Here is a 20,915-nt window from a genome sequence, read left to right as displayed (position 1 = left end):
TCAAAAAGTCCCTAGAACAAACATTTCTAAGGGCTTTTTTTGATAATTGTGATTATACGAAAAGGAAAACTATCTTATGGGAGAATTAAGGTAGTTTTTTCTTGAACAGACAGACATTCAAACCTTCTGTTAGAAAATTAGGAGAATACTGAAATAGAATTGCTTAATTTATAATATGTAAAGTAGTAAGAAGGGTGTGGACGAGTGCAGATTCCATATAAGATGCCTATTTCCTGAAGAAGCCATTATGGAGTGTTACAATAAAAGATTTTGATTTTATCAATTAATTATTTTTATTAATTTTAAATGATATTCTATTAAACTGAGACTAACTCCTGTTGTAACTTCCATAAGAGAAACATTTATAAAGAAAAATAGACAATTCTTAAGAAGGCACTGACTCAAAAAAGGAGGAAATATTAATGAAGGAAAAACTTCATCTGGGTTGTGGGAAAACTATTCTAAAAGAGTGGATAAATCTAGATATCATGAAAGGACAAGGAGTGGACATTGTAGCTGACCTAGAAATGTGTTCAGAAATCCCTCTTCCTTTTGAAGACAATAGCATAGATGAATTTTATGCAAGTCACCTAATTGAACATATCCACTTTACACTCCCTCTAATGCAGGAACTTCACAGAATAGCAAAAAATGATTCAAAAGCAGTTTTTCGCCTTCAATATGGATTAAGTGATAATAAATATGTGGTGAAACCATACTTTATAGATTCTTTTGCTTGTTTTTCACAACCTTATTATTGGAGAGCAGATTATGGATACAAGGGTGATTGGAAAACGGAAAAAATCTCTTTATTTATTAGTCAAGCAGTATATAAGAAAAAATCATTTCACGAAATATACGAGGACGTGATGAGAAAGCGAAATGTTGTAAGTGAAATGGTTGTAGAATTACGAGCCATTAAACCTACAAGAGTAACGAAAAAAGAATTACAAACACGTCCTTTTATTGAATTTCTAATGGTGTAAAAGTAACTTTAAGTTGATTCTAATTGGGGTCACTCTAGACTGGGGTAGCTTTTTATCAGGTTTCATACGTATAACAAGCAATGAAAAGATAACTTCGAATTAATGAAACCGTATTTTCACCATCAAGACTACATTTTACCTTAGCTGCATATGTATAAAATGTGCGCTTTTTATACACCTTATTTTCATTCACTTGTAGAGAAATCATTGTTATATCAAGGCTGTGTAGAAAGCTGTATATTGGAAAAAAGTTACACAAAGAGAACCTTTGGTATATCAAGGTTCTCTTTTTCGTAGATTTCCGTGTTAACTAAGTTTGTATATCATATACAGTCTAAAACAGAAAAAATTATGTGTATATTGATAACCCTAATTGCCTTGAGTAGTTTACTCAAAACATTAGCTTTTATTAATATATCTTCCATTATCATCAAGTTAAATTGCATATTTTATTATTTATATTACATAAAATTTATAATTACATTTTTATTATTAAAATTAGGAGTTGAGTAGATGGGATCAATACAGTTAACAGGACTAGTAATCTTCAAAGGAGACCCTGGCTATGAAGAAGCCATTAAGAATTGGAACCCTTATGTTGATGTCTCTCCCCTTGTCTTTGTTTTCGCACAGAATTCTCAAGATGTAAGCAACGCTATTAAATGGGCTCGTGAGAATGAAGTGCCCATGCGCGTCAGAAGTGGGCGCCATGCTCTAGATAAGAACCTTTCAGTAGTAAAAGGTGGTGTTGTTATTGATGTGAGTGAAATGCAAAAAGTTTCCTTAGATAGGAAAAATGCGATTGCAACGGTTCAAACAGGAATTCACGTCGGCCCACTTGTAAAAGGATTAGCTCGAGAAGGTTTTATGGCTCCGTTTGGAGATAGCCCAACCGTTGGAATTGGAGGAATAACAATGGGTGGTGGGTTTGGAGTACTGTCACGATCGATTGGTCTTGTAAGCGATAACCTTATCGGATTGAAAATGGTAGATGCAAAAGGTAAAATTATTCAAGCAAATCAATCTAGTAATGAGGATTTACTATGGGCCTCTAAAGGTGGCGGCGGTGGTAATTTTGGATATAATACAGAATACACCTTTAAAGTTCATCAGGCCCCTAGGACAGCAACAGTCTTTAATATTATCTGGCCATGGGAACAACTAGAAACTGTATTTAGGGCTTGGCAACAATGGGCACCGTTTGTAGACGAACGATTAGGGTGTTTACTTGAGATTTATAGCAAAGTAAATGGACTGTGCCATGCAGAGGGAATCTTCTTAGGTTCAGAAAGTGAGCTAAGGAGATTATTAAAGCCTTTACTAAATGCTGGAACCCCAAAAGAAACAACTATAGAGACATTAGCTTATCCAGATGCTATAGATTTCTTAGACCCTGACGAACCGATCCCGGGTAGATCTGATCAGAGTGTTAAATTCTCTTCGGCATGGGTATTGGATCTTTGGTCGAAAGAACCTATTTCAATAATGAAACAATTTTTGGAAGAGGCCACTGGGACAGAAGCCAATTTCTTTTTTATAAATTGGGGCGGTGCTCTAAGCAGAGTACCAAGCAACGAAACAGCCTTCTTTTGGCGCGATCCATTGTTTTATACGGAATGGACTGCTAGTTGGGAAAATAAATCACAAAAAGATGCGAATCTTGCAACAGTTGAAAAAGTACGCCAACAGTTGAAACCATATGTAACAGGCTCATATGTGAATGTTCCAGATCAAAACATCAAAAAATATGGAAAAGCATATTATGGCTCAAACTATGAAAGGCTACGAAAAATAAAGGCGAAATATGATCCTGAAAATGTATTTCGTTTTCCACAAAGTATACGTCCTAAATTTTAAGTCTATCTTTTTCATTTACTATTTTATAACTATTTAGATTAAATTTGGAAGTTGGTAAGAATTAGTAATATCTATTAACGGAACATGTTATATATACAGTAACTTCCTATGATGTTGATTATGGTGCGAAAAGAAGTCACCTTTATATGGTGTGGCTCATGCTACTAGTTTAGAAGTAAAAACTCCCCCATGTAGCAGTAAGGCAATTTTTCTTGTAAATACCATAAACAGTTGTACTTGACATCTTACGGCGCCTTGAGTAGTTTGCTCAAGGTGTTAGAATTTATTCTTTAAGTTTTCAAGTTCCAAAAAGGAAAAAAGGGGAATACACTAAAATTAAGAAAATCATGTGGAAATGGTATGTGTTACTTTCAACACTTAATTAAAAAATCTTGAAATCATTGCTTGCAAGGACCTTTGATTCTATTAATTTATGACTATGCTTGTTACATAATTTCTAAAAGGGAATTTTCCTCTTTGCATTTGGAAAATAAGAATTAAAGGATTTTTAAGAGAGGAGGTAAATTTTCCAATGGGGAAAAAGCTTATTATCTTTATACACATTCCTAAAACTGGAGGAACCACATTAAATGAAATTTTCAAAAGATCTTATGCTGAGAATGAGATATATGATCATGTCCCCGTGAAAGCAATGAACGAGCATTTTAGTCAGTTAAAAGAAGAAAATAAAAAAGTAATCAAAGCAATATCTGGTCACCATTTTTATGGAATACATGACCTTTTTTCTAAACCCTATACTTACTTTACTATGATGCGTAATCCTATTGAACGTGTGATATCGTTATATTATTTTTTAAAAACATATCCGGGTTATTATGAGGAGAATATGAAAAATATGACCTTTGAAGAATACATTGATTGGGATCCACAAGCTAAGAATGGACAAATTCATCAAATTTGTGGGTTAAACTCTCAACTAAGTTTAGAAAAAGCAAAAGAAAATCTAGGAGTATTTGAATTAGTTGGAATAACAGAGTTGTTTAATGAATCACTTCTATTGCTAAAGAATAAATTTAATTGGACTAATATTGAATACGTGAAGAAGAATGTTACAAAATCCCGCCCTCGACTCAGTGAAGTACCAACTGCAATAACAAAGAAAATAGAAAAAAATAATGAGTTAGATATAGAACTATTTAAATATGTAAAATCTAATTTTATTAGGCAATTGAAAGATCTTTAAAAATAAGTTCACATATATTTATTTGGATATGCAGGAATAAAAAACAAGGAAATTCCCTATTTCTACAGCGAGCTTTTCTGCTACAAGAATTATCCCATAGGTTGATGCGTTGCTGCACCTTGAATAGTTTGCTCTAGAAATCTAATTTCATTTGTTATAGTTAGATTATTGTCTAATACGATATTATTTAAAAAGCCTGTATGATGTATTACCACCTTTTCATTTTCTTTAGCCATGTTCTTTTTTTAGAACATGGCTTTTTTACTTTCCAGAATGGAAATCATACCTTTTGAGACAAAATTATAAGTAGCGTTGCAAATTAAATACGTTGTCTGGAAGAAAGAGTATATGATTAAAATTGGAGAAGGAAATCGTCATCTTACTTCTGACATTTCAAAAGAGCTACATAAGGAATTACGTTTTTTAGCTCTTGAAAACCGCACAAACATTATGAAATAAATGAAAACGATTTTAGAAAAACATGTAAAGAAAGTAAGAATAGTAAACAAAGAAAGGGTACTTCCTCTGGATAGGAAGCACCCCATGTAGAAATTAAAGTAGTGGTAGACTTTATAATAACATGGGGTGCACTCAAAAAATAGAAGGGTCTTATCGTAGATCAAAATGAAAAACTTTAAGGGAAATTGAATACATTGGGAGGGTTGCTTGGTTAAAAAATGCAAAAGAGGAATGCAAAATTCTTGAAGAAAGAGTGCTTCCAAATCAATTTACAATCGCCAAACCGCAAGTTTTTGAGCTTGCTTTGGATAGATATTCAAGACGAGAAATGTAGTTGATACTGCCTAAAGAAGACACCACAATTAGATCACAAAGACCACATATCATACGCAAATTAGATGTATCCTCTATGAAGTAAGCTGTTGGGAAAATTCAGAATTTAGCATATGAATCACCAAAGAAATTTCTTCAATCTTGATAAACTCATGTGACCTTTGAAGGGTCTCAACATCAACAGATTATATACACTAAGTCACCTGTGAGGGGGACGCAAAAGGGACATTGCTTCAAAACAAGGGGACATAAAAGAGACATTGAGATTTTAAAGGGGGACTTGAAAGGGACGTATGCCAAAAAAAGGGGACGTAAAGGGGACATTTAACGATTTTCTTTGTACCCACGGTTTTGCTAGGCTTTGCCTAGCCCCACGCCTATGGTGGGGGCAAAAACCCCTTATGCTCTTCAAGATGTTTTTTACTTTTTTTATATTGAAGTAGAAAAACACTCAAAAAGAGAATAAAGATAGAGATTAAAGTGAGAAATGTGTGTTCGGTTGCTGTGAAGAATTTAGATGATTTAGCAAAAGGGAAAGAGCCTTCTAGATATGTTATCTTTGTGCTTTCCATATAATAAAATTTCATCTACACAAATTCGAGAGAACTTGTGTATCTCCTTTATTTAGTATGATTTAAAAACATAAAATCCTGGTTTTTATACAAAAAATCCAGGCTTGATCGTCGCAGAAACGTGTTGAATCAATAATATATAAACAATAAATTTGAAAATGACTATTTACATTTTAGCGATGTCTAAAGTTTATAATTTCCCCATGTTATTTCTGATAATTATTGTTATGTAAATCAACTTTGTATTCACTACGGAATGAACTTTTAAGTTTTAAGAACTAAAAAGCCATTTGAGAATCTAATAGTTAAGACCTTTATTTGAATGTTTTATGAATAAAAAGATGAATTAAACATATAAAGTAAAAGTAAATCAAATTATTATAAATATCATTATCGTTTTACCCCTGTGAATATAGAGAGGAAGTTAAAGAATTGATTAATGTAACCATTAATTTAATGAAAGTTATTTTGCATAGTACTATGAGAAAGAACTTGGTTTTTATGAATTGTTACTTTAGTTCAAGAGCCATTTTGTTATCCGGTTCTAAGAAGCCATAAATTATTTTGTTTACCTTGAAGGTTTTAATTATTATCAATACAGATCATGACATGAACCAATAATACAGCCCGTCTACAGCTAAAAAATAGAAAAAACTACTGGTGCCGCCCAATCAGTAGTTTTTTCTATTATACCAAATCATCTAGTAAGAGCGACCCTTTATAGTTTCTGAAGTAACTTTATATAATATATATTCCAATCAAAAAAGTTTGGGTATATCCAGATACCAGAAGTCGCTAAAGCCAAAGATTATTAAGGCTTTTATTTTTGATAACAACTAATATATTAACTGATAACGCACTAATACAATATTTTATAAAGTAAATATAATAGCATTATGAGATCTTGTAAATGATTTTATTATTCCCATTGGCTTTAATACCATTATCTAATGGCATTTTCAAATGAATGATAATCTATTTATCATTTTATTATTGCATTTTGAAATATTCTACTCATTCTAGCTTTTTTTAATTGTAAGGGATCAATAGTTGGGATGATGTTAGGAAGTATAGGAGCCATGAGATTGCCTACAAGGTTACTGTGAGCCGTATCACTATTTCCCGTTACAGGATTAATAAAAGGTCCCGTAGGATCTATAGCATTAAATTTAAATATATTATTAAAAGGTTGTTTATCAAGTTCAGTCAATAAAACATGTCCTGCTTCATGTGCAAATGTAAAAGGGGCATTTAAAGCTCTATTGCTCAATGCAATAGAGCCAAAGAGTGTAAATTCAGGTATATCATCTTTGATTCTAAAATCCTCAATTATGACTCCTCCTGCACCTATAGGGCTAGTACTACCTGAAGAAACTGCAAAATCATTCCCACTCGTATAAACAACATATATCCCAATTGGATTGCCAATCTTATGTTTAACTTTCTTAATTAAACCTTTAACCGGACCCTCCATTGCTGCTTGAAAACCTAAATTGGTCACATCTATTATTGTTTTCACTTCAAATATAGGTTGTGGAATAAAATTTATATTACACATTCCTCCCCCATTCCATATCTGATTCGCCAAATTGATGTCTCGATTAAATCTTTTTTGCCGTCCATTAAAATCACTAGGTTTAGAGCCTGCAGTAAAGATACCATAAACATTAACTTGAAGGTTATTTTGGTATTGTTGATCGGGCCCAATTTTTAATATTTGACTAGACTGGAAAACCTTATTTGTTTTTTTTTTTGACTTTCTATTATTCAATTGATGCACTTCCTTTTATATCGTTAATATAAGCTATGAAACTACGGCTAATTTGCTTGTATACTTATCCACTAATAGGGATAAAATAAAAATTTTCAAAGCTAAAATCCAGTGACATAATCTATATAATAAAAAACTACTGAACTCTAATCAGTAATTTTTTCAATCATGGTATATAAAAGTTAAATTTACTATGTTTTTCGAAACCTCATATATACATTTAACAAAGAGCGCCCATTACTTATTAATGTACAAGATGATCTTAAATATGTTTACGATAAGAACATCTACATTAACTAAAAGAGGTTAGGTTAAAAACGCAATAGTCAAAATCGCTGTTACACCCTAAATAAATGTTGTCATTCCAATTACATTTTTCCAACAACTAGGTAAATTATAGAAGATAAATTAGTAAGTGTATTTATAGCCTTACCTTACGATGAATAGTAAAGTTGTTAAACACTTAAAATCGATAATTTAGTTCACTAGTACAACTAGGCTTTTATGAACCATCTTACCGTTAATTAAGATTAATGATTATAAAATATGATATTCTCTGGTTTAAAAGGGAGATGAAAAAATGGGAGACAAAACTAAAGATGTACTTTCTATTGAAATTAAAACCACAGATGGAAGAAATTACACAATTAAAGATGAACAATCTATATATGACATAGAGGAGCAATTAATCGGTAACAAGAAGTTACATTTAGGTAGATTCCTTTCAGTTGTACCTGACAATCCATCCTTAGATAAACAGAGGAAATTTGAGCACATGTATTTTAATATCGACCAGGTTTTAAGTATTAAATACTTAAAAAAGTTTGATTGAAAGAGGTGAAGACTTTTTTGAAGTTATATCTTTCATATCATTTTTCATAGGTCATAACACATGTATAAAATGTACGCATTTTATTGATCAATTCCAATTTCACCTACCGAAGGAACATTAAATTTTCATCGATAACGATGTATCAAAATGTACATATTCTGAAAAAATAATCCTCGGTAGACGTCTACCTCCCGAAGAGTTCTTTAGAATGGCATTCTAAAACTAACTTTATATATCGTATACACTCTAAATTGAAAAAACTCCCTTAGACGGTAGGGAGTTTTTCTTTTAACTAACGAGACTTTAGATGTATTTCACTTTATTGATTGGACAATTCACTTGAAGTGAGTTAATGAATAGAGTTTATTTACTAGTTAATACAATCTTACCTTAATTCCTTTGGAAATACATTTTCCCCACATCAAAAGCCTCTTCAGTTAATCAGCGAATAAGCCTTCCATGTCTGTAAAATTCATTATGGTAACTAAAATTTTATGTTCTACAAACCTACTGTTTGAAAGTAGTTTCTTTCTGTCATATCATTTGTTTTTAATTTTAATCCTGGCTTTATAAAGACTACAAGTGATATATTTGTTCGAAGGAACTTGCAAGATAATCAAATCCCCGAGGACGTAATGTTTCAAATTGTTGATGAATTTTTATTCTTTCCTCTGATCCGCCAGGAAGTTTGTAAAGTTCTGTAACAGGCTGCTCGTTATTTAAACATTCAATAATTCTAAAAAGCATTGTTCGAAAAGCTTTTTTTAGTTCATTATATTCATTTGGAAAACGCTCATCTAGTGCATTATATTCAACTAATGTCTGATGCATATGCATAAATGATAGTTCTTTCCATTCAAGAGATAAGATAAGAACGTCTATATTTGGATGTTTTTTAACGAAACGATAATGATTACCCCATTGTTCTTTAAGTTTTTTCTTAGATATTGGATGCTCTTGATGATAAGCAACTGTAGAGGGATCTAAAACAAATTGCGCTCCGTTTTTATATAAACGATATCCAATTTCCCAATCTTCTGCCCCATAACCAACAAAGGTTTCATCGAAATATCCAGATTTGTTTAATTCTTCTTTCCTTACTGATACATTTCCACTTAAAAATGCGATATAAGGAAGTGTAAACCCCTTAAGCCTCTCCCCAAAATGTTTTAACCCACTATTAAGGAAATATCGGTTAGAAAATGATAAACTTTGAAAGCGTTCTGTATCAATATCTTCTATTGTTACAAGCGGATAAGGTTTCTTTGATTTATGTCTAGTACGTTCGTAACTTTCGTATATTTCCATATACTTAGGATCTTTTCTCACTAGATCTTTTAGGTGTGCAAATTGATCTTCATTATAATCCGGCATAATAAAAGTATAGACTCCTTCATAATGCATGGCTCCCGTGACTACAAGGTTTGTTTCTTGCAAGTGATGTTTATAGTGGTTTTGAATAAAATGAGGAGTCACTAACATTTCTCCATCCAAAAAGATTAAAACATCTCCTTCAGAATGCTTAATTCCTATATTGCGGACAAAGGAACGTCCTTTATTTTTTTTCATACGTATATATTTAAATTTGAATGGGACGTCAATTTCTTTTAAAATATCACGAGTTTTATCAGAAGAAGCATCATCTACTAAGATAACCTCATAATCAGAGTCGGGAAACGTTTGTTTTGAGAGGCCGTAAAGGGAAAGGGAGATTTGATTATATTTATTATAGGTAGGCATAATTATACTAACTTTAATTGGATGGTTATGATTATTTTTTATACTCATCTTATATAAGCTGTTGTCCAAATTATGGACTTGATTAATTTCACTTTTGGTTTCTCTTAATTTGTTTTGATTATTTTCTCCCTTTTTTCTATAATATTTTCCCTTTTTATAATATTTTCCATTGTGAGGGTTGTAATAATGACCATAAGAATCTATTTTAATCATCCTTTCCTTTTTTTTTATAATATTCAATTGGTGGAAAAATGCCTGTACAATACAAAAAATGAGTTATAAATGCTGGGGAATTGATTAAAGAATAAAGTATTTTGAAGTAATAATACTTCCATGAACCTCATCTAAAAAATTATTGTTCCAGATTAAAATGTTAAGAAATTCAAATTCATCTTTTTTATTTAACAATTTCTATGTGATTTGGGAAAAGATAATCAGAAATAAGAATTAACAATCTCTATTATCCGAAAGAGCCACCGCTGTAAGTAAGCCTTCAATTCAATACTTAAGTACTTGCCTATAGTGTTATATATCTGTGATTACCGATAAGCTTTATTATGGTGCAAGAAAAAGTCGCTTTTATATAGTGTGGCTTACGCCACTAGTTTAGACGCAAAAACTATCTCCGTCCCAAACTGCGTTTCTAACAACAGATTCATGGTTTGTATGCGGAAATACGGAAACAGAGAGTCAGTACGTGACTCAAAACATTGCTAGGAAAAGAAGATTCATAATCTTAATAATGCTGGGATGTGCCCCAAATTTTGCCCGAAGTAAAGAACCCATCTAACCTCGTCGTATCTATAAGATGCGGAACTTGGTAAGCTCCTTGTCACTTGTGTAAACGGGAAGGGGCTCATAAGATTCAACGATGTGACAGAGGGTAAAGGATAGGAGAGAAAACGAATGTCGTTATCTCGAAAGAGAACAGGAAGGTAGGAAACTATATAACTCGATGGATACTATTGTTTTCTGGGGGGCAATGTTATACCTTCTAAAACATAATTCCAAGTCCCAGGGTCATTTGGGATTCTAGGTACTTTAACTGCACATATTTTATCAAGTCCCCAATCAATTTCACTTACACCCTTGAAGCCTTCTTCTGGGCAAAGAATAAGAATATTGAACTGACCTTTAACAATTCCCTCCAAAGTCGATTGTAATTCTACAGCTTGTTCATAGGTAGCCGCCCATCTAATAAATAAAATAGATTGAGAACTTGTAATTTTTTCGAAAAATCGATCGATTCGATGGGTAAGTTTATCTTTATAGGAAACATATGTTGCACTCCAATGTTGATTTGGAATTATTGGGAAATCATGTACTGAAATAATATTGTAATGGGTATCTTCTATTAAATAAGATTTGACACCTTCAATCAAGACTCCGTCATTACTAAATGCAAATGCTCCATCTATCAATTGCATATTTTCAAGTTCCATAAAGCCATTGAATTTATTTTTAAGTAGTCTATTAACATCTGAAAGTGATAGAGCTACACTCCAATCTAATGGTCCAGCGATTGTCCTTAAATTTAACCGTTTTAATTCCATTGCCGGATTACAAGCGCTACCTAAACTAACAATTACATCATATAAGCCCTTAATTTCTTTTAGCTTCAACAGAATTCTCCTTTTTTTATGACTCACTATATAAGATGATTAATTGGATAAATTTGATTGGACAAGTTGTAAAAAAGGTGAATTATAAAAATAAGCTCCAGAGGAAAAAATACCCATTTAAAAGATTCTTTAGATATCGATAAACTCCATTATGTTGAGTAGATCTGTATATGATATACATTAAAAAAACAAGGAAAAGCACTGAACAGGTCTCAGTAGCTTTTCATGATACATGTTGTCAACTCAAAACAATGTGGATTTCCAAATGGACGCTTTAGAGCATCCTGGGTAGTTTGCTCAAGATATTAGATTCGATTAGTTCTTTTAAAAACTAACTTTGTATATCCCTTCCACTTTTAACTTCTTCATCATTGGCTAAAAAATTTATAGAAAGCACTATCGGGTAGGAAGAGGTTTTTAAGTTCATAATCCCGCATAATACACATTGAACACTCCGTAATAAAATAACTAGTTGTATTAGGATTATAAAATCCTGCCCGATGTAACCAAGCATGCATAATGGATCCTGCATCTATGCCAATATTGCCTACCTTCGATAGATCAACAATAAATGATAAAGGTACTTTGGTTCGGTTTAAAGCTGTTAAAGCCAAAGTAAGGGAATCATTATCAAGGGAGCCAGCAAAGATCTTCGCTTTGGGAGCGAGACGCAAACCGTTGTCACGTATAAGTCGGGTGAATTGATCCATAGCTATGTTCGTAGCCACTAACCCATTGGGAATACGTGGTCCAGTATACCAAGCAGGTTGTAAATTCCGTATTGCATACACATTATTGCAAGCAGCTAAATTAGAAATACCATTATTAGCTCCACCATTCCATTTTTGCCTCAGATGATGGAACCAATTAAATAGTACAAGTGAAATGGCATCTTTAATACCTTGTTCTTGTGTTAAGGTAAATTGATTATCAAGGTCAAAATAAATAAAGGAGGGTAAATTGGTAACTCCCGGAGGTGTAGGGACAGGTATTGCTATTTCTCTGAATGCAGCGGGGTACTGTGGCGTAACTAAATTTGTTTTTAAAACATCCTGTAGAATAAGTTCCATACTGATGAGGATCGGTTGAATATTGATTGGCAAAGAGATGTTCTCCTTTCATAAAAGATATTTGTACTAGTAGAATATTCACTTGAATGAAAAAAGTTTGGACATGTGAAGATAGATAGAAAGCCATTAAAATTGAGAGTTCCAATTTCTTAATAATAATGATTATTTTAACTGGATAATCTTTACTTACTGTATACGTTTAGAATAGAAAAGAACGCTGAACCTCGAGGCTGCACCCTTAGAGCGGATGTTGAAAAAATCACAGTTAGTCGACCTTGGATGGAAAAGAGGGTCAAGCTTTTTTTAGATAATAGAGGCGTGCAAAAAAAAAGGATATACTGATCAAGAGTGTTACATCAAAAGATGGGAAATGGGGAATGTTGTTTTAAGAATTTCCATGGAATCTTAATGGGGGAGGGAAAAGGCAAGGATTTACGTACCAGAAGTATTAAAAAATCAATATATTATATAAAGAGACTAAAATAATTAAATCGACAATCCCCAGTAAATTATCGTAACGAGCAACTTGTTGCACAAGGAAATGGGGATCTTAAACATGTACAACCAGATCAAAAAACAGGGAGCTATTCCCCTTAGGAAATAGCTCCCTGTTTTTTGATTTTCGCTTTTTGGATCCTTAACCACTTCATCGTTGTTAAGTAGCTTGCTAAAGTAGTTGGCTCCTATCCATTTTATCCTTAACCCACAGCCTTTGAGCCCGAATTAGATCCCAAGCTCCATAAACTAAATATAATCGTGATTAAACCAAGAATTACACTTGACCAAACTTCTCCATTTGTTAATGAATAGATGAATGGGAAAATTACAAACCAGACACCAGTAATTGTTGAAACCCAATTTTGCCAAGAATTCCAACCAGGCTTGTCATAGCCCCACAATGATACAATAACTTGAATAATTCCAAAAATAATACTTGACCATAAAGCTCCTGATTGATCTGAAAAACCAATAGCCCAAGGTGCGATAATAAACCAGATCCCAATTAATGCATTTAAATTACCCCTTATTTTCACGGTTACACCTCCCAAAGGTCTATGAAATCCCTAAAGATTTCATTACTGAATTATATGCCTAAAAATTATTAACATTAACTAAAATGAGGATACATAGTGATTTATAGTGATTTATAAAACAACACAAACAATCTGTAGAGGGCAGATTATTTGTGCTCAAATAGGGATTAGGGCTGCAGGTCTTAACTGTATTTTATATTTCTCATTTCACTTTATAATTACCTGTAAAATTACTATTTTTGTATATTAATATTTTTTAAATAGGAGAAAAATTGTCGAAATAATCATATATTTTTACTTTCTTTTATATTATTTCCTTATGTTCCATATAGAAGGGAAGGCTAAAAATGGAGGCAGAGATAAACTCTTTATGTACCCCAATCCCTGGTCAAAAAAGCAGATCGAGTCGTAACTTTTCACTTTTTCATTTACCTACGAATAAAAAAGTTAGGGTTGTAGTTGAAAGGAAGTATCAGGGTATATCATTTACTTTTGATATTATGAGTGATGATCTAAACAGTACAGATCATGTCATTTGGCATAATGTAGGAAATGGTTCAATTCTTAAAATGCCAGATCTGATTAGACAAAGTAAGGGATGGTACATCGCAAACCCTTCTATAAGTTCTACGGTAGGGTTCACAGATTTGGTTCGGGAAACATTTAAAGTAAAGTTTTATTCATTAGAATAAGCATATAAGCTAACCAAAAGTTGGTTTGTGAAATTCATGAAATAAGAGGAACAAAAAGGAAGAACACTGTGTCAGTTTTTTTCTTTTTTGTTTTCAAGCTAGTGAAGCAATATATGTATAGTAAATACCATGCTGTTAGATGTTTTTCATATAGATAACCCACCTAAAACAGGCCTATGACCATAAAGTAATTTGTATTCTTAAAGTCATCTGTCTTTCTAAAAACTAACTGAAGGAAAACTTAACTATAGGGAAAAAATTCTGAAACGAATATTTACACTAATAAAAAATATACATGTTCAGATACAAATAAAAATGATTATAATCATTAGTTCTAATCTGCTCTATCCCTAATAGTGATAATTATGTAAAAGAACATGCTCCTTAGTTGTATTAGTATGAGGTTCAGTAAGAGGTTTGATTGCATAATCCTATATTAATCATTGATTAATGAATTGTTTTTCCTCTTGTCCTAGGACACAGAAAATTTATAAATATTTTTATATAGGGAGAGTCACTGGCATCATTAGTTCCAACGGCTATGCTTCAGCTAACTTCATTATTTATTCCTTTCTCCATAAATTGGCTAATCTCAAGGATTTATAAGAAGGAAAAATAAAATATAAAAAATTCTTTTATATTCATTTAAAACCTTATATTTTCCTTTTCACTACAAACCGGTACTAAAAGAAATAACTTCTCTACTCTTTTTCTATTATTAAAAATACAATAGAGACATACCTATGGTCGCACAATGGGTCGCTTGCATAGTTAACATAATCGCAGGTAAAAAAACTTAATGATATTAATGAATACGTTAAAATAACTTAGCCTACTCAAATTTTAAGAGTAGGCTTTTTATAATTGTTATAACTTTTTCGGCTTAGAAGGAGACGGGGTTCCCTCGGGCACAAATGTAAAATAGCTAAGTTTTAAGTATAATTTTTGAAGATAATAGCTAGTTAAATCAAGAGTAGGAAGTAATAAAGGATAAAACCGACAACAAGTAAGCTAGCCCATGTTTTGAAAATTTCATTATATATATTCTATAGGACGTAAAGTGAAGTTTTATTCCCTAATATCTATTATCTTAATTAGTAAAGGCAACAGCCATAGTATATACAATTTATATTTATGAATTGATAATTATAAATTGTAGAGTAATTGGTACATCTTTTGAAGGAGATTCTTCTAAAGTTAATTTTCCTTCTTCAACTGTGTAAGTACTTTGAGGCTGCAGAATACCATTTATAAATAAGTTAATATAGGAAACTTTATTCGGTGACAATATTTTGGCATCTCCGTATTGTGGTACACCATCACTGTTTAAATATTCAAGTTTCTGTCCATCTGAAAAAGTAAAGTATAATAAGCTAGTTGTTGGTATTACTCCCTGAAGTGGTGGTCCTTGAGGTCCCGTGGCTCCTTGAGGTCCTGGTGGTCCTTGGGGTCCTGTAGCTCCTCGAGGTCCTGTAGCTCCTCGAGGTCCTGTAGCTCCTCGAGGTCCTGTAGCTCCTCGAGGTCCTGTGACTCCTTGAGGTCCTGTAGCTCCTTGAGGTCCTGTGACTCCTTGAGGTCCTGGTGGTCCTGGTTTTAGACAACAGCAAGGATGAGATTTACAGTAAGAACAAAACTTATTAATACATGAAGGATCCCTTCTAGAAAGGGAGTCCGGAAGTTTGTACTCACTGTAAATCTTTTTAGAGTAACGTTTTTTGCATTTCTTTTTTTGATAACATAATTTTTTATAATAATGATCTTTGTGCTTTATATTCATCCTATCTTTACCTCCTCCTTTCAGTTAATTTTGTTTTAATATATTCTCATACCGAATAAAAGGGGATAAATTATATACTCAGTTAATGTAATTTCGGAAATGCATAAATAAAAAGAGAAGATCACATTTGTGATCTTCTTCTTAACCAATATAGCTCTTCACCTTAATGGATAAAAGTTTCTAGATTTATACAAACAATAGTTAATATAATTATGAAATTAATGGTATTACGTACTAATAACAGTAGTAACTGCTAAAGTACTCGTTGGTGTTGAAGTGGAGGTTGCTGTGTGAGTCACTATTTCTAAAGTAACAGGTGCTCCAACCGTGACATCATCATCAAGTGCTAGATCAGTTGGTGACAAAATGTACGCACTAGTTGGTTGAACTACACCATTAACATAAACAGTAGCATAAGAATTAGAGGCAAGCGTAGGTAAGACTGTAAGAGCAGTTCCATTTTCATCAATAAAGCTTCCAGCAGGTACGGTTGTTGTTAGGCCAACAACCATTGGGGCTGTAACGATTGCAGTAAATCTAGCAGGTGTAGGAGCAACACTGGTTGCAGTGGCAACTGTAACATCTCCGGTAATAGTGCTAGTAGCTGTAAAAACCGGTTTAATAATAGGCATATAAATTCACTCCTTCATAATTAATTAGTGAAGGAATTATTAGATAGTCCTTCTTTCTATTAATAATCCAAATTTCTAAATTCGCAACTGTCAAATGTCTATAGTTCGTCCACATATTTCTTATTTCTTAATAATTAATACTTTTAGACATAAGACTTTGAATATATATTTATATATTTAGTTATTCGCCGTTTCTAAATCGGGGGAGAAGAATAATACAATAGAGATAAGACTTTTTCAAGTACCTTGCTAACAAGTTAAAATCAAAATTACAGGTAACGTATATTATAAAGTTGTTTCTTGCCTCTTTTTTATTAATAAATTCACATGAGAATGCTAAACTTAATATTTTTAGAAAGGGGTGTATATGAATGCCTATTGTAAAACCTTTTATGAATTCCCTGAAATTCAGTTCTATAGCAGGAAATGGAACAGGCACAGGTCCTGGATACACTATTCTTGCTACAGCTTTTACGACTGATACAGGTATAGCTGCTACAGCTTTTCCATCATCACCTGCATATTATAACCTTTATATTAATGGTCAAATTCAAACAGCTGATACATCGACTATTACCACTGCTGCCATTACTATTCCAGATGGTGACACACTCTCTCCAGCAACTCCAATTGTAATAGAATTTGTTGTAAACTAGTCGTATCCTATTTCTGGACTAGTTCTTCTGTAAGCAAATCAGACATTTTTCAGAAATATGTATTTCTTATTTTCAAATAAAGCAGTGATTAGACAATAGCAAGGATAGAAATTATATCACAAACAAAATACTAAAAGAGATGGAGTCTCAAGCATAACACGATCATATGATTGCTTATAATAGTTAGGTTTACATCTCTTTTTTCAACAGTATATCTTCTTTTAAATAAGTAAAATCTACCTGTCACCTTTATCCCCTTACGTTTTCTTTATTCAGGTATCAAATAAAGAGGGAGAAATTATGTAATGTGACCATCTGGATTTACATAAGAAGCTTCTAATTGCTTTATGACAAGCTACTGACTAAATTCAGTAGTTTTTTTATTTATTGTATTAAGATGAGGGTTGCGGAAATTAACCTCACTTAATTCCCACCTAATGATTGGGCTTTTTGGCGCATACATATAAACATATTCATTTATAAAGGAGGGGAGATATACACATTTTCTTACTTCTCTTATATATTGAAACGATTTATTTTATTCTAAGAGGTGAATTAATTGCCATATGTAAATCGGTTTTTAACCAATGCCAATGGAGCTATTACATTTACAGGTAACACATTTGGGTTAAATAAACAAGCTAATGCTAATGCTCCTGGAACTGCAGGGTCAATTGGAACGTTCTTTAGTGTCAACCCAACTTCTGTAGACGGCTCCTTTCCTACAGGAACTACTGCGAATTACTTACAAAATTCCTCCAGTGCTATTTTAAGACTTCCATCTACTACTACTCAAATTCTATACGCAGAATTAATATGGGGAGGAAGCTACCTTTATGGTGGAGAGGATGTTAGTTCTGCTCTAAATAATGCTGTCACTTTTATTACTCCTAGCAGAACGGTTAGTGTGCAATCAGATACGGCTACACGCTTTACCTTAACAAGTTCAAGTTTTTATTATGTGCGTAGTGCAAATGTAACAAATTTGATTTCTCAAGCAGGTACGTATTCAGTTCTAGGAGTTCCTGGAACACAAAGTACAACAGAGAACAACGCTAATGCAGCAGGATGGACACTGGCTGTAGTGTATGCTGATCCTTTACAAAAGTCTCGAAACTTATCTATTTTTGTTGGAGCAGAATTAACGAGTTCAGCTACAGGAAGTTCTACAGCAGCTGTATCTGGATTTGGCACGCCTATTACAGGAACAGTAAACGGAAGATTATTAGTAAGTGCTATTGAAGGAGATTCGGCTATAGTAGGTGACCAGCTTCAATTTGGGCCTACAACTGCGTCTTTGCAGCCTGTCTCTGGTCCTAATAATCCAATAAATAACTTTTTCGCTTCTCAGATTAATAACGACAGTGGTACATTAGATACAAGTGGACAGTTTGGCAGTTTAAATAGTACACCAGGAGGTAGCTTATCTGGTGCGAGACAGGGGTGGGATATTACCAATATTGACGTCTCAGCCCGTTTATCAAATAATCAAACTAGCGCCGTCGTACGTGGGACGACAAATGGAGATACTTATGTTATTAGTGCTTTAGCTCTTCAAGTAGATATTAATGCACCTGTTTTAAATGTATCAAAATCTGCTAATGTTACATCTGCTCGAACAGGGGATATCATTACTTATACAGTTCAAGTAAGTAATACTGGAACTGCTGCAGCCAATGTCCTAATAGCTACAGATCCATTGTCTTCAGCAACAACATTTATTCCTAATAGTTTACAAGTAGATGGTGTTACTCAGACAAACGTGGATATTCGAAATGGTCTGCCCCTTGGAACACTGAATATCAATCAAACTCGAGTTTTGACATATCAGGTTAGAGTGGTTGGCCCTCTTACATCAATCTCTTCTCTTGGTAATCAAGTTTTTATTAATTACCAATTTGAAAGTACACCAGGAAATGTATTAACTGGATCAGGTGCGTCTCCTGTTAATAGCGTAACAGCTATTAATACCCCTCCTACAGTTCCAAACTATACTATTACAAATCCCGAGGATACTGTAGCAATTGGAACAGTTATTGGCAATGATATTGATGGAAATCCATTAACATATCGTATTGGTACGAGGCCAACCAATGGAATAGTAACAGTTAATCCTAATGGACAATTTGTCTATACCCCTAATTTAAACTTTAACGGAACCGATCAATTTACGGCTATTGTAGACGATGGGCAAGGAGGAACAGCTACCTCCATAGTTACAATTATAAATACGCCTGTAAACGATAATCCTGTTACTCAAAACTATGCAGTTATCACTAATGAAGATACCCCTCTAATTGGTCAGATACAAGCTACAGATGTGGATGGTAACTCACTTACCTTTCAATTACAGTCTCCACCAACAAATGGAACAGTTACTGTAACTAACAGTGGTTCCTATATATATACCCCTAATTTAAATTTTAACGGAATCGATCAATTTACGGTGCTGGTATCAGATGGCCAGGGAGGAACGGCCGTTTCCACGGTGACAGTCACTGTTACACCGGTGAATGATCCACCAACGGTGCCAAACTACACGTTCAGTACACAAGAAGACAGCCCAGTAGTAGGTGCCATAGTAGGGACAGATGTAGACGGAAATCCTCTTAGTTATCAGTTGCAAAACAGGCCAACAAATGGAATAACTGTAGTGAATACCAATGGAACCTTTAGCTATCAGCCAAATCTAAATTTTAATGGAACCGATCAATTTACGGTGCTGGTATCAGATGGTCAGGGAGGAACGGCCGTTTCCACGGTAACCATTAATGTCATACCCGTAAATGATCCTCCAATTACGTCCAATGTCAGTTTTACCATTGCGGAAGATAGCACGTTAATCAATCGAGTTGTAGCGGTAGACCCAGATGGAGATCCATTAACCTTTAGCCTGCAAACGGCACCTGGCAACGGAGTGGCGGCAGTAAATGCCAATGGAACCTTTAGCTATCAACCGAATTTAAATTTTAACGGAACTGATCAGTTTACGGTGTTGGTATCGGATGGGCAAGGAGGAACGGCTGTTTCCACGGTGACAGTCACTGTTACGCCGGTGAATGATGCACCAACGGTGCCAAACTACACGTTCAGCACACAAGAAGATAGCCCAGTAATAGGTGCCATAGTAGGGACAGATGTAGATGGAAATCCTCTTAGTTATCAGCTGCAAGTTGCACCAACCAACGGAGTGGCGGCAGTAAATGCCAATGGAACCTTTAGCTATCAACCAAATCCGAATTTTAATGGGAGCGATCAATTTACCGTGTTGGTATCAGATGGTCAGGGAGGAACGGCCGTTTCCACGGTAACCATCAATGTCATACCCGTAAATGATCCTCCAATTACGTCCAATGTCAGCTTTACCATTGCGGAAGACAGCACGTTAATCAATCAAATCGTGGCAGTAGACCCAGATGGAAATCCGTTAACGTTTAGTTTGCAAGCTGCGCCTGGCAACGGAGTAGCCGTGGTGAATGCCAATGGAACCTTTAGCTATCAACCGAATTTAAATTTTAACGGAACTGATCAGTTTACGGTGTTGGTATCAGATGGCCAGGGAGGAACGGCTGTTTCCACGGTGACAGTCACTGTTACGCCGGTGAATGATGCACCAACGGTGCCAAACTACACGTTCAGTACACAAGAAGACAGCCCAGTAGTAGGTGCCATAGTAGG

14 protein-coding genes are annotated in these 20,915 nt (G+C 33.8%); 7 read left to right on the top strand and 7 right to left on the bottom strand.

What is annotated here, in order from left to right:
• The first annotated feature begins 422 nt into the window (after positions 1–422).
• The 3 genes from LAV82_RS26830 (at position 423) to LAV82_RS26820 (ending at position 4,047) form a co-directional block, all read left to right on the top strand.
• Entirely contained in the window at positions 423–986 is a 564-nt protein-coding gene (locus tag LAV82_RS26830; protein ID WP_098526682.1) for a class I SAM-dependent methyltransferase, read from the top strand.
• 513 nt (positions 987–1,499) lie between these two features.
• Positions 1,500–2,843, top strand: a complete 1,344-nt coding sequence (locus tag LAV82_RS26825; RefSeq protein WP_499717326.1) for an FAD-binding oxidoreductase — start codon at positions 1,500–1,502, stop codon at positions 2,841–2,843.
• 532 nt (positions 2,844–3,375) lie between these two features.
• Positions 3,376–4,047: a sulfotransferase family 2 domain-containing protein gene (locus LAV82_RS26820; protein WP_499717325.1), complete on the top strand. Its 672-nt coding sequence runs from the start codon at positions 3,376–3,378 to the stop codon at positions 4,045–4,047.
• Between the two features lie 2,346 nt (positions 4,048–6,393).
• Here the strand turns inward: LAV82_RS26820 and LAV82_RS26815 are convergent.
• Positions 6,394–7,191, bottom strand: a complete 798-nt coding sequence (locus LAV82_RS26815; RefSeq protein ID WP_223269033.1) for a hypothetical protein — start codon at positions 7,189–7,191, stop codon at positions 6,394–6,396.
• A gap of 571 nt (positions 7,192–7,762) precedes the next feature.
• Between LAV82_RS26815 and LAV82_RS26810 the strand changes: the two genes are divergently transcribed.
• Entirely contained in the window at positions 7,763–8,014 is a 252-nt protein-coding gene (locus tag LAV82_RS26810) for a hypothetical protein (RefSeq protein WP_029319701.1), read from the top strand.
• 576 nt (positions 8,015–8,590) lie between these two features.
• On the opposite strand, the gene LAV82_RS26805 is transcribed toward LAV82_RS26810, so the two are convergent.
• The 4 genes from LAV82_RS26805 to LAV82_RS26790 all read right to left on the bottom strand — a co-directional run bounded on the left by LAV82_RS26805 (position 8,591) and on the right by LAV82_RS26790 (position 13,480).
• Positions 8,591–9,967, bottom strand: coding sequence for a glycosyltransferase (locus tag LAV82_RS26805; RefSeq protein WP_098526678.1), 1,377 nt, complete (start codon positions 9,965–9,967; stop codon positions 8,591–8,593).
• A gap of 749 nt (positions 9,968–10,716) precedes the next feature.
• Positions 10,717–11,376 carry a DUF1796 family putative cysteine peptidase gene (locus LAV82_RS26800; protein ID WP_499717324.1) on the bottom strand — a complete coding sequence of 220 codons (660 nt, stop codon included), beginning with the start codon at positions 11,374–11,376 and terminating at the stop codon, positions 10,717–10,719.
• A 368-nt stretch (positions 11,377–11,744) separates the two neighbouring features.
• Entirely contained in the window at positions 11,745–12,479 is a 735-nt protein-coding gene (locus LAV82_RS26795) for a hypothetical protein (protein WP_098526676.1), read from the bottom strand.
• Positions 12,480–13,144: 665 nt separating this feature from the next.
• On the bottom strand, positions 13,145–13,480 hold the full coding sequence (locus tag LAV82_RS26790) for an SPW repeat protein (protein WP_098278561.1): 336 nt from the start codon (positions 13,478–13,480) through the stop codon (positions 13,145–13,147).
• Between the two features lie 347 nt (positions 13,481–13,827).
• Between LAV82_RS26790 and LAV82_RS26785 the strand changes: the two genes are divergently transcribed.
• Positions 13,828–14,172, top strand: coding sequence for a hypothetical protein (locus LAV82_RS26785; protein WP_098526675.1), 345 nt, complete (start codon positions 13,828–13,830; stop codon positions 14,170–14,172).
• 1,132 nt (positions 14,173–15,304) lie between these two features.
• Here LAV82_RS26785 and LAV82_RS26780 read toward each other — a convergent pair.
• Complete coding sequence (locus LAV82_RS26780) at positions 15,305–15,949, bottom strand: DUF4183 domain-containing protein (RefSeq protein WP_499717323.1); 645 nt, start codon at positions 15,947–15,949, stop codon at positions 15,305–15,307.
• Between the two features lie 227 nt (positions 15,950–16,176).
• A complete protein-coding gene (locus LAV82_RS26775) occupies positions 16,177–16,581 on the bottom strand; it encodes a DUF4183 domain-containing protein (protein WP_098449653.1) in 405 nt (134 codons plus the stop codon).
• A gap of 371 nt (positions 16,582–16,952) precedes the next feature.
• On the opposite strand from LAV82_RS26775, the gene LAV82_RS26770 reads away from it, so the two are divergent.
• The gene (locus tag LAV82_RS26770) at positions 16,953–17,237 is read left to right on the top strand and encodes a DUF4183 domain-containing protein (protein ID WP_016766751.1); all 285 of its coding nucleotides are present in this window, start codon (positions 16,953–16,955) and stop codon (positions 17,235–17,237) included.
• Between the two features lie 559 nt (positions 17,238–17,796).
• A partial coding sequence (locus LAV82_RS26765) for a tandem-95 repeat protein (protein ID WP_499717322.1) occupies positions 17,797–20,915 on the top strand: 3,119 nt, incomplete at its 3' end.

The organism is Bacillus sp. ILBB4 (assembly GCF_035064545.1).
Lineage (GTDB): Bacteria > Bacillota > Bacilli > Bacillales > Bacillaceae_H > Priestia.
Note: the sequence above shows the minus strand (reverse complement) of the source record. Positions and strands in the feature narration are given on the sequence as shown.

Excerpts from the sequence above, each read along its gene's own strand:
- LAV82_RS26830 (WP_098526682.1), top strand. The coding sequence starts at position 423 with ATGAAGGAAAAACTTCATCTGGGTTGTGGGAAAACTATTCTAAAAGAG.
- LAV82_RS26825 (WP_499717326.1), top strand. The coding sequence starts at position 1,500 with ATGGGATCAATACAGTTAACAGGACTAGTAATCTTCAAAGGAGACCCT.
- LAV82_RS26820 (WP_499717325.1), top strand. The coding sequence starts at position 3,376 with ATGGGGAAAAAGCTTATTATCTTTATACACATTCCTAAAACTGGAGGA.
- LAV82_RS26810 (WP_029319701.1), top strand. The coding sequence starts at position 7,763 with ATGGGAGACAAAACTAAAGATGTACTTTCTATTGAAATTAAAACCACA.
- LAV82_RS26805 (WP_098526678.1), bottom strand. The coding sequence starts at position 9,967 with ATGATTAAAATAGATTCTTATGGTCATTATTACAACCCTCACAATGGA.
- LAV82_RS26785 (WP_098526675.1), top strand. The coding sequence starts at position 13,828 with ATGGAGGCAGAGATAAACTCTTTATGTACCCCAATCCCTGGTCAAAAA.
- LAV82_RS26780 (WP_499717323.1), bottom strand. The coding sequence starts at position 15,949 with ATGAATATAAAGCACAAAGATCATTATTATAAAAAATTATGTTATCAA.
- LAV82_RS26775 (WP_098449653.1), bottom strand. The coding sequence starts at position 16,581 with ATGCCTATTATTAAACCGGTTTTTACAGCTACTAGCACTATTACCGGA.
- LAV82_RS26770 (WP_016766751.1), top strand. The coding sequence starts at position 16,953 with ATGCCTATTGTAAAACCTTTTATGAATTCCCTGAAATTCAGTTCTATA.